A 14,588-nucleotide genomic window follows, 5' to 3' on the forward strand; every position below is an offset into this window, starting at 1 on the left:
ATTGCATTATCTGGCAGCCCACAGGCTGACAGAGTTGAAAAACAGGCTTTTTCAGGTGTTCGGAAATGACCGGGGAGATGGGAAAGTGGACGCACAGGAGATTTTGATTGTCGGCTGCGGAGATATCGGTGGTCGTACGGCTCAGGGACTGATTAACGCAGGACATTCCGTGTACGGTGCACGGCGTAATCCTCAGAATTTACCGGATGGCGTTCAGCCTGTGACACTGGATGTGTCTGATAAAGAATCCTGGCAGGCACTGACACTCAGTCCGGACTTTATTGTGTACTCTGTTGCAGCTGGTGGCTTTGCTGAAGAGGCCTATCAGGCAGCATATTCCGACGGTATTGCCAATATGCTGGACTGGCTGAAAGCACGTCAGCATCAGCCAAAGCATATTCTGTTTGTCTCCAGCACCAGTGTTTATGGGCAGGGTGAAGGCGAAGAAGTGGATGAAAATACTGAGCCTAAACCGGCCGGTTTTGCCGGGCGTATTATGCTGCAGGCAGAAGAGCGGTTAAGAAAAAGTAATCTTCCGGCAACCTCTGTTCGTTTCTCTGGTATTTATGGTCCGGGGCGGGACATGTTGATTCGTCAGGTGCGCCAGGGGCGTATGGCTCCGGAAATACCGGTGATGTACTCCAATCGGATTCACAGTGATGATTGTGCCGGTGTACTGAATCATCTGCTGATGTTGGCTCAATCCGGCCAGACACTGGATAACATTTATCTGGCAACTGATCAGGCATCTGAACCGATTCATGAGGTGATGAGCTGGATGGCCGATATTCTGCAGGTGATTCCGACAGAAATGGTTGAATCGCCAACGCGACGCAGAGCTTCCAGTAAGCGTTGTATCAATAAGCGTCTGCTGGCGACAGGGTATCAGTTTATCTATCCGACATACAAAGATGGATATATTGATGCTTTGAAAAAAGTAAAAAAGGAAATTGCAGAGGAAAAAGAGCGGGCAAAAATTTACGATTAACCGATGAAAAACTGACTTCTATCAGAACCCTGTCATGGAAGCCGTGACGGGGTTTTTCTTATATAAGATAATGTGACCCATTGGGTATCAAAAAATTTATACCGTGGTAGCATATATCTTCCTTCTCTTATTGACAGGATGAGTTCCGATTAACGGTTTTCTCACTTTTTCAGTTTACCTGGATAAATTTTTATCAGAGGGTTAAGGGACACTTATTGCCTTTCTTCAGAAATAGACCGACAGGGGATCATCTGATCACGACTGTTGGATTAGTCAGAGTTATACTTCCAGAATGTCTGGCTCCTGTTGAAATGGAGATCCATGCCTGAACAAAAGCCTTTGACATTCTTCAGCCGTCGACTGATGAATACGACCATTTTTTATAAACACTTTGTTCGGGCGCTGACACACTATTTGCAAGACATAGGAGTGTAAAACATGCTGTTTCGTAATCAGAAACTACAGTCTCGCATTGATGAGCTCGAAGAAGAGCTGGCTGTATTTCACGATATGCAAAATGATCTTCAGGCAGAGATGCTGTGTTTTTCTCTGGATAAAAAGGGATCATTTCTGACCACTAATGAGCGCTTTTTGCAGTCTTCTGGTTACTCCCTGGGCGAAATTACCGGTAAGAACCTGCGGGATCTTGTGGCAGAAAAATCTCTGAATAAAGAGCACTGCCAGAAAATGTTTGATGCGATTCATTCTGGTAAGCACTGGCATGGTGCGCTTCAGCTGGTAACCAAAGACCGGCGTGAAGCCTGGTACCGGATTATTGTCCAGCCTATGAGGCATGTAAAAACTGATGCCGTAGAGCTGAGAGTGTATGCTGTTGAGTTGACCCGGACTATCTCTCAGTCCCGTGAGCAGGAAGATATGATTGCTGCGCTCAATCGGTCATCGGCGGTGATTGAGTTCAGCCTGGAGGGCATTATTCTGAATGCCAATGATAACTTTCTGAAAAGCACCGGGTATAATAAAAGCCAGATTATTGGCCAGCATCACAGAATGTTCTGTGATCCTCTGGAGACGGAATCTCATGAATACCAGGACTTCTGGCGCAGGCTGGCCGTTGGTGAATTTGTATCCGGACGTTTTAAGCGTTTTGCCCGTAATGGCAATATTGTCTGGCTGGAAGCCAGTTATAACCCGATTCATGATGATGGTGGTGAACTGTATAAAGTTATCAAATTTGCCACCGTGATTACTGACCAGATGAATCGGGAAGAAGCGATTTCAGAAACGTCAGAAATTGCTTACAACATTTCACATAAAACAGATTCCGATACTTCAGAAGGCATCCGTGTTCTGGAATCTACCATTCAGACTATGAATGAGTTATCTGTGCAGATGGAAGATGCCAGTAAAGGTATTTTTGAATTGGACTCTCAGTCGATGAAGGTATCTGACCTGGTCGAGAGTATCCGTGGCATTGCAGAGCAAACGAATTTGCTGGCTCTGAATGCGGCTATTGAAGCGGCCCGTGCCGGAGAACAGGGACGGGGTTTTGCGGTGGTAGCGGATGAAGTACGTCAACTGGCATCAAGGACCAGCTCTGCAACAGAGCAGATTATTAAAGTCGTTTCAGAAAATAAGCAGCTGACAGAAAAAGCGGTACTGCTGATAGAAGAAAGCCTGACGAAGGTCAGCAAGGCGCTGGAGTTATCGAATGAAGCCGGACAGGTGATGAATGATATTCAGACCGGCGCCCGTCAGGTGGTCGATGCGATTGGGCAGTTTAAAAAGAGTCTGTAATGTTCTGGCTGTCAGAGATTCTTTCAAGGGAGATCATCTTTGATGTACCTGAAAAAAGCGTCTCTGTGAAGAACGGCGATCTGCTACAGCTTCTGGCTGAAGCAGATTGCCATTCTTTTTTCAGGCCTGTATCAACGAGGGGATAACTGTTTACGACAGTACGACCACGCCTTCAATTTCGATCAGAGAACCTTTAGGCAGTTCACTGATGCCTACCGCAGCGCGAGCTGGATAAGGTTGTGAAAAGTAGCGGCTCATCACATCATTAACCACAGCAAAGTTGGACAGATCTGTCAGATAGATGTTCAGTTTAACGATGTCAGACATTTCGGCACCCGACGCTTTAACCACCGCTGAGATATTTTTGAATACCTGCTCTGCCTGGGCTTCAAAACCACCATCAACCAGTTCCATCGTTTCCGGATTCAGAGGAATCTGGCCAGACATATAAACGGTATTACCCGCTTTTACAGCCTGAGAGTAGGTGCCGATTGCTGCCGGTGCATTATCAGTGTGGATAACGGCTTTATTGCTCATTCGTATTCTCCTGCAAGTAGCGCTGTCCGTAATAGATTATTGTTCCTGTCATCAGCGACGGGCACGGACAATTCGATTAACATTATTCAGGGTACGGATACGGCGCATTACTCTGGCCAGATGTACCCGGTTGCTGACGCCCAGCTCAATATTGATCAGACTGATACGAGCATCCCGCTCTTCGGTCGTGATTTTCTCGATGCTGCCATCGGCTTCAGTAATCAGAGCCGCCAGCGAAGCGATAAAGCCTTTTTCATGTTCCGCCTCTACTCTGAGTACCACAGTAAACTCTCCGATAACGCCTTCGGTCCAGTCCATCGGAATGCAACGATTGCTGTCATTACGGATGCTGGCGATATTGCGGCAGTTATCCATATGAATCACTATGCCACGGCCACTGCTGATATGGCCGACAACAGGGTCGCCAGGAATCGGATGGCAACAACGGGCATAAGAGGTCACCATACCTTCAGTGCCACTGATGGCCAGTTTGCTGAAGACCGGACTATCGGAATCTGCCTGAGCGCTTTCTTCATGGCCAATCAGGACACGGGCCACGCCGAAGGCCATGCGATTCCCCAGGCCAATATCTTCCAGCAGATCCTGTTCGCTCTCATACTGAAACTCTTTTAGCAGAACCTGCAGCTGTGCTTTATCCAGATCATCGTACTGTTTGTTGTAGGCATCCAGCGCCTTGTTCAGCAGACGTTTGCCCAGAGAAACCGACTCTTCGCGTTGCTGATTTTTCAGGTAGTGGCGGATGGCACTCCGGGCTTTCGCTGTGGCAACGAAACTCATCCAGGCCAGATTAGGACGGGCGCTGGGTGAGGTAATAATGTCTACGGACTGACCGCTTTCCAGATGGGCGCTAAGCGGCGACAGACGGCGATTAATGCGTGCTGCAACGCAGGAATTGCCGACGTCGGTATGCACAGCATAAGCAAAGTCGACGGCTGTTGCTCCGGAAGGCAGCTCCATAATGTCGCCTTTTGGCGTGAACACGTAGACCTCATCCGGGAACAGATCCATTTTGACGTGTTCAATAAATTCCAGTGAGTTACCAGCCCTTTGCTGCATCTCCAGCAGGCCTTTAACCCACTGACGAGCACGGGCATGGCTGGCTCCGGTCATACCCTGAGCTTTTTCTCCACTCTGATTAGCTTTGTACAACCAGTGTGCAGCAATGCCGTTATTGGCCATGGCTTCCATTTCACGGGTACGAATCTGTACCTCAATAGGAATACCATTCATGCCAATCAACGAGGTATGTAACGATTGATAGCCATTGGCTTTAGGAATTGCGATATAGTCTTTAAAACGCCCAGGAACCGGCTTATACAGATTATGTATCACGCCCAGAATACGGTAACAGGTGTCTACTTTATCGGTGATGATACGGAAGCCGTACACATCCATAATCTCTGAGAAGGACTTACGGCGCTCCTTCATTTTACGGTACAGGCTCAGCAGGTGTTTTTCCCGGCCGATCACCTTACCGGACAGCTCTTCTGTATCAATACAGTCCTGCAACGCAGTCTGAATCTCCCGTATGACCTGACGACGATTCCCCCGAACGCTCTGAACCGCACGTTTCAGGCGCTCATAGCGCATGGGGTGCATGCCTTCAAAGCCCAGTTCTTCCAGCTCGGTACGTATGGTGTTCAGTCCCAGGCGGCTGGCAATCGGTGAATAGATATCCAGAGTTTCGCGGGCGATACGGCGCTTTTTATCCGGGCGCAGTGCTCCCAGAGTACGCATGTTGTGCAGGCGGTCAGCCAGTTTTACCAGGATAACACGAATATCCCTGGCCATAGCCAGAGCCATTTTCTGAAAGTTTTCTGCCTGAGCCAGGGCTTTATCTTCAAAGTGGATCTGGGTCAGTTTAGACACACCATCGACCAGTTCTGCCACCGTTTCGCCGAATTGACGGGACAGGGCTTCTTTGGTAACAGGGGTATCTTCAATCACATCATGCAGCATGGCGGCCATCAGGCTTTCCGGGTCCATGTGCATATTGGCCAGAATCGTAGCTACAGCCAGTGGGTGGGTGACATAATGCTCACCACTACGACGGCGTTGACCATCGTGTGCCTGCTCGGCAAAGAAATAGGCGCGACGTACCTGCTGAATCTCTTCAGGCTTCAGATAGCCGCGCAAACGATCGGTCAGATCTTCAATTGTCGACACGGTTTACTCCTTCCTCCTGCCTGGCCTGATACGGAGTAGCCAGGTTTATTACTGAAATAAAAGGTGCCGACATAGACGACTTACTCCTCGTCGAAACCCTGGTTTTCGCGACCAATCGCTTCAGGGTCTTTCAGGAGTCTATTTGTGATATGACCTTCTGCTATTTCACGCAGAGCCATAACGGTTGGCTTGTCGTTTTCCCATGGCAGCAGAGGATCTTTTCCACCAGTGCTGAGCTGATGTGCCCGCTTGCTGGCAACCATCACCAGTTCAAAGCGGTTATCAACGTTTTCCAGACAATCTTCAACTGTAACGCGAGCCATTTAGTATCCCCAGATAAATTACAAACCAGTAAAGAATCGTGCAGTTTACTGAATTCAGTGATTCTCTGACAAGAGATCCGTCAGAAGTTTACCATGTCTGGCCTGCTGACAGGTCAGTTTCTGGCGTTGTGCGATGATGACAGCCTTCAGCTCTGCCAGAGCCTGATCAAAATCATCATTAATAATGACATAATCATATTCGTTGTAATGTGACATTTCGCTGATGGCCTCAGCCATACGTCCGGCAATAATCTCTGCAGAATCCTGCCCCCGGTTGTCCAGGCGCTTCTGAAGTTCTTCTCGGGAGGGCGGCAGAATAAATATCCCTGCTGTTTCTGGCATCAGTTTGCGTACTTGCTGGGCACCCTGCCAGTCAATTTCCAGAATAATATCAATACCCTGTGACAGTTGATCTTCCAGCCACAGGCGGGAAGTACCATAAAAGTTACCAAATACTTCAGCGTGCTCCAGAAAGGCATTATCGGCAATCAGAGCTTTAAACTGATCCACGGATACAAAGTTGTAGTTCACGCCATCTTTCTCACCCGGACGAGGGGCTCGAGTGGTATGAGATACCGATACCTTAATGGCATCTGTCTGATCCAGCAGAGCGGATACCAGACTGGATTTACCTGCGCCGGAAGGGGCGGACAGAATATAAAGAGTTCCCTGAGACATGATGAGTATCCCGCACAATAGTCAGATAGTGAGTAAAAATGTGATCGTGAAACGCATGCTCCGGACTTTTCCGGGCCGTGCGATGATTCATATCTGAACAAAAGTATTCCGACATTCTTCTGTCAGTGACGAAAGAATACGATGGCTTTCAGCAAAAGCACTTCTGTTCAGGTGCTTATTAGCATCAATTTTATCGGGAATTGAGCTGTCAGGCGAATGCCGATCCGGTAAAGTGCAGCTTTTCTGCCAGTGATATCACAGTGGCAGACCGATAACAGGAAAGAATCACTATGACAGGTCAACATCCGGCTTTGATTGCTGCCCTCTGGATGCTGGGCACTCTGATTTCATTTGCTGCTATGGCGGTGGCTGGAAGGGAGCTTTCGGCAGAGTACACCACCTTTCAGATTCTGTTTTTTCGTAGTGTGGTCGGTGTATTGCTGATCGGCTTTCTGATCAGCCGCTCAAAGGGATATACCAGTGGCGGTACCCCGGATAAGCCTGGGTTTGCTCAGATTCGAACGGCCAGACCCGGAGCACACCTGATCCGGAATATTGCTCATTTTGCCGGGCAGTACGGCTGGTTTTATGGCCTGGCGTATATCTCACTGGCTGAAGTGATTGCCATCGAGTTTACAACGCCTGTATGGACCGCCTTACTGGCTTTTTTCCTGTTGGGTGAAAGGTTGACCAGGGCGCGAATTCTGACTCTTATTCTGGGAATAACCGGTTTGTTACTGATTATCCGTCCCGGAGATGGGGTACTGGAGCCTGCGGCACTGGCTGTGCTGGCCGGAGCCGTGGGGTATGCGCTGTCTTATATTCAGACAAAATCCTTGTCTGCTACGGAAACGCCATTGTGTATTCTGTTTTATATGACACTGATGCAGCTGCCATTTGGCATGATCCCTTCTCTGTCAGACTGGAAAACTCCAACGCTGGAGAGTCTGCCGCTGATTATGGTGGTTGGCGTGACGGCGATGAGTGCCCATTACTGCATGACCCGTGCATTCAGACTGGCTGATGCAACAGTCGTGGTGCCGATGGACTTTATGCGTTTACCTCTGATGATGCTTTTAGGGTATATGCTGTATCAGGAAACGGTGGACTGGTTTGTATTGATAGGAGCCTTGCTGATGTTTAGCGGCAACCTGATTAATATCCGGGCAGAACAGCGGCGTATTAAATCGGGGGCATGATTACGTCTGCCCTGAAAATATCATATTTTTCTATCCCTTTGTATTTAAAGGAAAAAAGTTGCATGTGAAACACTGTTAATGACTTCTGGAATCTGGTTCTGCGACTTTTTACCGGTTAGCAGAGAAGGGGCGGGTGGTTAAAGCCTGAACTTTTAGCCTGAAACATTATCCGAATATTTGATTAAACCGTAGTATTGATCGACAATCCCTTCGGATTTCGGTGATTCACTGAAGTCCTGTTTTTTTCCGGTCTGATTATTAGGTAACTCCATGCTAAAACCTGAACTGATTTCTGAATTCACCCGCCAGATGAGCGAAAAACTGAATGGTGGCCAGGGCCTGCCCGGCGAAGTCGAGTTGAAGCGTCAGGTGCAGCTGGTTGCAGAAAGTGCATTCAGTAAGCTGAATCTGGTGACCCGTGAAGAGTTTGATATTCAGACCGAAGTACTGATGCGTACCCGCAGTAAAATTGATGAACTGGAAAAACAGGTTCAGCAGATGGAAACTCAGATGGCTGAATTATTGAAAGCCCGCTCTGATAGCTAATCTGATTATCTGGCAAGCAGATAAATAAGCTGTTTTTTTTTAGTTCTCTGGAATTAAGGTATCAGAGGATTGATCGTTTAAACGGTTTTTTCTGATACCTGAAGAATGCAGGACGCATTCATTTCAGCCAGATCGGCTGATCACAATGACAAGGAGGTTATGATGACTCTGGCTGTTCTCTATAGCCGTGCTTCTGTAGGTATTGATGCTCCTGAAGTGCGAATCGAAGTTCACCTCACCAATGGTTTACCGGGCCTGGCCATTGTCGGTATGCCGGAAACCGCCGTAAGGGAAAGCAAAGACCGGGTACGCAGTGCTCTGATTAATGCAGGTTTTGAATACCCTCAACGTCGCATTACCGTTAATCTGGCCCCGGCTGACCTGCCTAAAGAAGGTGGGCGCTACGATCTTGCCATTGCGCTGGGAGTTCTTGCTGCATCGGGGCAGGTCCCTGTTAATCAGCTGGCTGATTTTGAATGTTACGGTGAACTCTCTCTGTCTGCTGAATTAAGACCAGTATCCGGTATTTTACCCGCTGCGCTGGCCTGTGCCCGCAGTGGTCGTAAAATGCTGGTGCCTGCCGCTAATGCCAGTGAAGCCTGTCTGCCACAGGATAATCAGGTGTTCACTGCAGAACACCTGTTACAGGTGACCGGGGCTTTGCATAACCAGCAGACACTGGTGCAGGCGGCACTGAATCCAGAGCAGCGTTCGACACCTTTGATGCATATTCTGGACCTGGCTGATGTGAAAGGCCAGTTTCAGGCCCGCCGTGCGTTAGAAATTGCTGCAGCGGGTCAGCATCATCTGTTGTTGGTGGGGCCGCCTGGTACCGGTAAAACGCTGTTAGCCAGTCGTTTACCCGGTATTCTGCCTGCAATGACTGAGCAGGAAGCACTGGAGGTTATGGCGCTATCATCAATCACAGGGCGGTTTGATCTGCAGGAATGGGGCATCCGGCCATTCAGAAGTCCTCATCATACAGCGTCTGGTGTTGCTCTGGTCGGCGGTGGTGTACGTCCTAAACCCGGTGAGATCAGTCTGGCCCATAACGGCATTCTGTTTCTGGATGAGTTGCCGGAATATGATCGCCGTGTGCTTGAAGTGCTGCGAGAACCACTGGAGTCCGGTGAAATCCATATCTCCCGTGCCAGCCAGCAGGTGAAGTACCCTAGCCAGTTTCAGCTGGTGGCTGCGATGAATCCATGTCCCTGTGGATATTTTGGTGACAGTATCCGCTCCTGCCGCTGTAGTGCCAAACAGGTAAAAAGTTATCAGAGTCGTCTATCAGGCCCGTTACTGGACCGGATTGATTTACAGGTGGCGGTTACCAGTCTGCCGCCGGAACAGCTGGCCAGCGTGCAACCCGGAGAAGCCAGCGCTGTGGTACAGGAAAGGGTGACTCTGGCTCATCAGAAGCAACTGACAAGGGCGGGCAAAAGTAATGCTCATCTGACCGGCAGAGAACTGGACCAGCTTATTCAGTTACAGCCTGAGGCGAGTCAATTACTGCAACAGGCGATGGAGCAGTTAGGTTTATCGCCGCGCAGTTATCACCGCATCCTGAAAGTCGCCCGTACTATTGCCGATCTGGCGGATGAAGAACAGGTCGGGGTCTCTGCCGTCTCTGAAGCGTTGGGCCTTCGGCAGCTGGATCGTTATATGCAACAGGTTGGATGAATCGTAAACCTGATGGTTTACTCTGGCATCATTCGCCATCCCTGAAACCTGAAGTTAAAACCGATTAAACCTTCTGCCTCCTACAGGTTTAAACAGCTTTCTGCGAGAGTTAGCGCCAATTACGTTGTCCTGACAACACACTGACACTTGTTGTCAGGACCCGTCCTTTATTCTTCTCTCAATCAGAATACTAAACCCGAATTTTCCGGAGGCAGATCATGGAATTACGTTCCAGACTGGCTGTTATTTTAGCGGTAGCCACTTTAAGTGGCTGTATTGCAGAGGCTGACTCTGACCAGCAATCAGCCCCAGCACAGGCACGTCCATTACAACCTGTCGATGTCGCAACGGTACTGCACACTGAAGTGACTGAGTGGCATACTTTTACGACCCGTCTTGAATCCCCTGAACAGGTTGAATTACGCCCACGAATCAGTGGTGTGATTGATTCTGTGGAATTCACGGAAGGCAGTTATGTACAGAAAGGAGATTTGCTGGTACGCATTGATCCGCGCCCTTTTCAGGCCGAAGTCGAGCGTCTGAAAGCAGAGCGTGTCCGGGCGACGGCTGCGCTACGTCAGGCGCAGACCGAAGCGAAGCGGGCTAAAAGCCTGCAATCCCGTAATGCGATGTCGGATGAACAGGCGGAAGCCCGAGGCTTTCTGGTCAGCCAGCGTCATGCCGAGCTGGCTTCTGTGTCTGCAGCCTTACAGGCTGCTGAGCTGAATCTGGAGTTTACCGAGATTCGTGCGCCGATTTCAGGGCGTGTATCTAATGCCTATATCACCACAGGTAATAACGTGCAGGCCGGTAGCAGTGTACTGACCACTCTGGTATCCACCGATCAACTGCATGCTTACTTTGATGTGGATGAGCGTACCTGGAACCGTCAGTTTCAGCAGGTAGACGCACAATCCGGTCTGATGGCGGCACTGCAGCTGAGTGGTGATCAGGGTTTCCCTTATCAGGGGCAGCTGGACTTTATCGATAATCGCGTTAATCCGGGTACAGGCACACTGCGTGTGCGTGCGACCTTTGAGGCGACTCAACCGGCGCTGCGTCCGGGAGCTTTTGCCCGTGTACGCATGGCGGCTGATCATGCGCGTTTAAGTGTCGTGGTGCCGGATCGCGCTATAGGCACCGATCTGGAAAATCAGTTTGTGCTGACCGTCGATGCGAATAACACCCTGGCGTACCGCAAAGTCTCTGCCGGTGTGCGTATCGGTGAACTACGAGTGATTGAACAAGGCTTAGCCAAGGGTGAGCGTATTGCGGTCAATGGTCCGGCCCGTGTCGGTCCGGGGATGCCGATTCAACCTCGTGAGGTGGAAATTGATCGCCGTGACCTCAGCCAGATGAAACTGATGCCAGAAGCCTCTGAGCAGGAGCTGTCAGAGTCCAATAGCGCACCAAATGCTCAAACGCTGGCGAAGGCGGGTTAAGCCATGAAGTTCAGTCATTTCTTTATTCAGCGCCCTATTTTCGCGGCGGTGCTGTCACTGTTGATTCTGCTGGGCGGGGCGGTGTCTCTGTTCCAGCTCCCTGTCAGTGAATATCCTGAAGTGGTGCCACCTACCGTGGTGGTGACCGCCAATTATCCTGGTGCTAACCCGAAAGTGATTGCTGAAACCGTGGCTTCGCCACTGGAGCAGGAGCTGAATGGGGTGGAAAACATGCTGTATATGTTTTCTCAGGCGACTACCGATGGTCGCATGACCCTGACCGCAACCTTTGCGCTGGGTACGGATCTTGATCGTGCTCAGGTCCAGGTGCAAAACAGGGTGAATTCGGCATTGCCGCGTTTGCCTCAGGAGGTACAGCGTTTAGGTGTGGTAGCCGAAAAAGCCTCACCAAACCTGACCATGGTGGTACACCTGTATTCACCCACTGGTGAGCGTGAGATCAGTTATCTGTCCAACTACGCCGATCTGAATATCAAAGATCAGCTGGCGCGTCTGCCTGGTGTCGGTGATGTACAGCTGTTTGGCGGCGGTAAATACTCAATGCGCCTGTGGCTGCAGCCGGATGAACTGGCGGCGCGTAATCTGACACCGGGTGATGTTGTGCAAGCGGTACGGGAACAGAACCGTCAGGTGGCAGCCGGTACCTTAGGTGCTCAACCCGTTACTAACGATAAACAGTTCCAGGTACTGCTGAATGTGAAGGGACGACTGCAAAGCCCGGAAGAGTTTGCACAAGTTGTCGTACAGGTTGATCCTTCTGGGGCTATTACCCGCTTGAAAGATGTGGCGCGAGTTGAGCTGGGTGAAGACTCCTACTCACTGCGCGCGCTGCTGAACGGTCAGACAGCCGTTGCGATTCCTATCTTTCAGCGTCCGGGATCGAATGCCATTGAGCTGTCTAATCAGGTGCGTCAGACCATGGATCAGCTGGCAGAGCGTTTTCCGCAAGGGGTGGAATATAAGATCGCTTACGATCCGACCGTATTTGTGCGGGGTTCCATTGATGCCGTGATCGATACCCTGCTGGAAGCGATTCTGCTGGTGGTGATCGTCGTGATCCTGTTCCTGCAAACCTGGCGTGCCTCCATTATTCCTTTGATTGCAGTGCCAGTATCGCTGATTGGTACCTTTGCCGTGATGCAGTGGTTAGGGGTATCCATCAATACGCTATCGCTGTTTGGTCTGGTACTGGCCATCGGTATTGTGGTGGACGATGCCATCGTAGTGGTAGAAAATGTTGAACGTAATATCGGCCTGGGTCTGAGCCCGGTAGAAGCCACTAAACAGGCGATGACCGAGGTCACCGGCCCGATTATCGCCATTGCCCTGGTATTGTGCGCGGTATTTATCCCAACCGCCTTTATCCATGGGTTGAGTGGTCAGTTCTATAAGCAGTTTGCCTTGACCATTACTATTTCGACACTGATTTCGGCGTTTAACTCGCTAACCCTGTCGCCCGCGCTATCCGCGCTGTTGCTGAAAGGTCATGATGCTAAGCCGGATTGGCTGACCCGTTTGATGAATCTGCTGTTTGGTGCCTGGTTGTTTAAACCGTTTAATAAGGTATTTGATCGCAGCGGTGACCTGTATGAAAAAGGCGTTCGTCGTCTGATTCGTCTGGGTATCGTGGTGGGTATCGTTTATGTCGGCCTGGTAGGCGGTACGATTAAGCTGTTTGATGAAGTGCCCGGTGGTTTTATCCCGCTGCAGGATAAACAGTATCTGGTCGCCATTGCTCAGTTACCGGATGCCGCCAGTCTGGATCGTACCGAAGCGGTTATCCGTGAGATGGAACAGATTGCACTGGAAGCGCCGGGTGTGAAACAAACCGTTGCTTTCCCGGGCCTGTCGGTGAACGGTTTTACCAACAGCTCCAACAGTGGCATTGTATTTGTCACTCTGGATGATTTCAGTGAGCGTAAAGATCCTGCTCTTTCTGCCGGGGCTATTGCCGGTGCTCTGAATGCTCAGTTTGCGACCATTGATGAAGCCTTTGTCGCGGTATTCCCACCACCACCGATTCTGGGTTTAGGTACCACCGGTGGCTTTAAGCTGCAGATTGAAGATCGAACCAATCAGGGCTTTGATGCGCTGTTTAATAACCTGCAGGCGGTGATGGCAGAAGCCCGTAAAGACCCGGTGCTTATGGGTATTTACTCCAGCTTCCGTATCCAGGTGCCACAGATGGATATCAATATCGACCGTGAGCAGGCGCTGTTGCAAGGTGTACCACTGTCGGAAGTGTTTGATGCTCTGCAGATCTACCTGGGTTCCATGTATGTGAATGACTTTAACCTGTTTGGCCGTACCTATCAGGTGAATGCTCAGGCTGAAGCGGATTACCGTCTTGATCCGGAACAGATTCTGCGCTTGAAAGTACGTAATGCGGCGGGTGATATGGTGCCATTAGGTGCAGTACTGACCGTTGAGCCGACCATCGGCCCGGATCGTGTCATGCACTATAACGGTTACCCTAGTGCAGAACTGAATGGTAGTCCGGCACCGGGTTACAGTTCCGATCAGGCGCAGGCAGCGATTGAAAAGATCCTGAACAATACGCTGCAGGACGGTATGGCCTTTGAGTGGACTGAAGTGACCTATCAGCAGATCCTGGCGGGTAATACCATGATCTATATCTTCCCGCTGGTGGTACTTCTGGTGTTTATGGTGCTGGCGGCTCAGTATGAGAGTCTGACCTTGCCACTGGCCATCGTGCTGATTATTCCGATGACCATTCTATCAGCCCTGGCCGGGGTCTGGCTGATGCAGGGAGATAACAATATCTTTACCCGGATTGCTCTGATCGTACTGGTGGCACTGGCTTGTAAAAACGCTATTCTGATGGTGGAGTTTGCCAGGGATCGTCGCTTCAGTGGTCAAAGCCGTCTGGATGCGATTCTAGAAGCCTGTCGTCTGCGTTTACGCCCGATTCTGATGACCTCCATTGCCTTTACGGCAGGTGTCGTGCCTCTGGTACTGGCGACCGGTGCCGGTGCAGAGATGCGTCAGGCAATGGGGATTGCGGTATTCTCCGGCATGCTGGGTGTGACCTTTTTTGGTCTGCTGTTTACGCCAGTCTTCTATATGGCAGTGACTCGTTTTGAGCGGGATACGTCTGAACAACAGGCTTTAGCTGAGCTGGCAGAACCGTCTGATCAGACCGCAACCGCCTCCGGTATTAGAGTATAAGTCTGGAGTTGACTGACGTTTTCACATTTTTCTCACCTCTTGT

General features: G+C 50.2%; 11 protein-coding genes. 7 read left to right on the forward strand and 4 right to left on the reverse strand.

The annotated features are described in order from the left end of the window. The first annotated feature begins 55 nt into the window (after window positions 1-55). A complete protein-coding gene (locus H4O21_RS17345; RefSeq protein WP_368737566.1) occupies window positions 56-988 on the forward strand; it encodes an NAD-dependent epimerase/dehydratase family protein in 933 nt (310 codons plus the stop codon). A 438-nt stretch (window positions 989-1,426) separates the two neighbouring features. Then, a complete protein-coding gene (locus tag H4O21_RS17350) occupies window positions 1,427-2,743 on the forward strand; it encodes a methyl-accepting chemotaxis protein (RefSeq protein WP_182810145.1) in 1,317 nt (438 codons plus the stop codon). A 150-nt stretch (window positions 2,744-2,893) separates the two neighbouring features. On the opposite strand, the gene ridA is transcribed toward H4O21_RS17350, so the two are convergent. The 4 genes from ridA to gmk form a co-directional block, all read right to left on the reverse strand. Continuing rightward, window positions 2,894-3,280, reverse strand: coding sequence for a RidA family protein (ridA, locus tag H4O21_RS17355; protein ID WP_182810146.1), 387 nt, complete (start codon window positions 3,278-3,280; stop codon window positions 2,894-2,896). Window positions 3,281-3,331: 51 nt separating this feature from the next. Further along, window positions 3,332-5,467, reverse strand: coding sequence for a bifunctional GTP diphosphokinase/guanosine-3',5'-bis pyrophosphate 3'-pyrophosphohydrolase (spoT, locus tag H4O21_RS17360; RefSeq protein WP_182810147.1), 2,136 nt, complete (start codon window positions 5,465-5,467; stop codon window positions 3,332-3,334). 80 nt (window positions 5,468-5,547) lie between these two features. Next, window positions 5,548-5,790 (reverse strand): DNA-directed RNA polymerase subunit omega, encoded by a 243-nt coding sequence (rpoZ, locus tag H4O21_RS17365; protein WP_182810148.1) that lies wholly within the window; start codon window positions 5,788-5,790, stop codon window positions 5,548-5,550. A gap of 54 nt (window positions 5,791-5,844) precedes the next feature. Beyond that, window positions 5,845-6,468, reverse strand: a complete 624-nt coding sequence (gene gmk / locus H4O21_RS17370) for a guanylate kinase (RefSeq protein WP_182810149.1) — start codon at window positions 6,466-6,468, stop codon at window positions 5,845-5,847. 290 nt (window positions 6,469-6,758) lie between these two features. On the opposite strand from gmk, the gene H4O21_RS17375 reads away from it, so the two are divergent. The 5 genes from H4O21_RS17375 to H4O21_RS17395 all read left to right on the forward strand — a co-directional run bounded on the left by H4O21_RS17375 (window position 6,759) and on the right by H4O21_RS17395 (window position 14,545). Continuing rightward, the gene (locus tag H4O21_RS17375) at window positions 6,759-7,667 is read left to right on the forward strand and encodes a DMT family transporter (protein ID WP_255487355.1); all 909 of its coding nucleotides are present in this window, start codon (window positions 6,759-6,761) and stop codon (window positions 7,665-7,667) included. Between the two features lie 270 nt (window positions 7,668-7,937). After that, window positions 7,938-8,213 (forward strand): accessory factor UbiK family protein, encoded by a 276-nt coding sequence (locus tag H4O21_RS17380; RefSeq protein WP_182810150.1) that lies wholly within the window; start codon window positions 7,938-7,940, stop codon window positions 8,211-8,213. Between the two features lie 162 nt (window positions 8,214-8,375). Further along, a complete protein-coding gene (locus H4O21_RS17385; protein WP_182810173.1) occupies window positions 8,376-9,893 on the forward strand; it encodes a YifB family Mg chelatase-like AAA ATPase in 1,518 nt (505 codons plus the stop codon). 218 nt (window positions 9,894-10,111) lie between these two features. Further along, window positions 10,112-11,335: an efflux RND transporter periplasmic adaptor subunit gene (locus H4O21_RS17390; RefSeq protein ID WP_182810151.1), complete on the forward strand. Its 1,224-nt coding sequence runs from the start codon at window positions 10,112-10,114 to the stop codon at window positions 11,333-11,335. Window positions 11,336-11,338: 3 nt separating this feature from the next. Beyond that, window positions 11,339-14,545, forward strand: a complete 3,207-nt coding sequence (locus H4O21_RS17395) for an efflux RND transporter permease subunit (RefSeq protein WP_182810152.1) — start codon at window positions 11,339-11,341, stop codon at window positions 14,543-14,545. Window positions 14,546-14,588: the final 43 nt, after the last annotated feature.

It is taken from the genome of Oceanospirillum sediminis (assembly GCF_014164585.1).
In the GTDB taxonomy this organism is placed as follows: Bacteria; Pseudomonadota; Gammaproteobacteria; order Pseudomonadales; family Halomonadaceae; genus Oceanospirillum; species Oceanospirillum sediminis.

Excerpts from the sequence above, each read along its gene's own strand:
- H4O21_RS17350 (WP_182810145.1), top strand. The coding sequence starts at position 1,427 with ATGCTGTTTCGTAATCAGAAACTACAGTCTCGCATTGATGAGCTCGAA.
- ridA (WP_182810146.1), bottom strand. The coding sequence starts at position 3,280 with ATGAGCAATAAAGCCGTTATCCACACTGATAATGCACCGGCAGCAATC.
- rpoZ (WP_182810148.1), bottom strand. The coding sequence starts at position 5,790 with ATGGCTCGCGTTACAGTTGAAGATTGTCTGGAAAACGTTGATAACCGC.
- gmk (WP_182810149.1), bottom strand. The coding sequence starts at position 6,468 with ATGTCTCAGGGAACTCTTTATATTCTGTCCGCCCCTTCCGGCGCAGGT.
- H4O21_RS17375 (WP_255487355.1), top strand. The coding sequence starts at position 6,759 with ATGACAGGTCAACATCCGGCTTTGATTGCTGCCCTCTGGATGCTGGGC.
- H4O21_RS17380 (WP_182810150.1), top strand. The coding sequence starts at position 7,938 with ATGCTAAAACCTGAACTGATTTCTGAATTCACCCGCCAGATGAGCGAA.
- H4O21_RS17385 (WP_182810173.1), top strand. The coding sequence starts at position 8,376 with ATGACTCTGGCTGTTCTCTATAGCCGTGCTTCTGTAGGTATTGATGCT.
- H4O21_RS17390 (WP_182810151.1), top strand. The coding sequence starts at position 10,112 with ATGGAATTACGTTCCAGACTGGCTGTTATTTTAGCGGTAGCCACTTTA.
- H4O21_RS17395 (WP_182810152.1), top strand. The coding sequence starts at position 11,339 with ATGAAGTTCAGTCATTTCTTTATTCAGCGCCCTATTTTCGCGGCGGTG.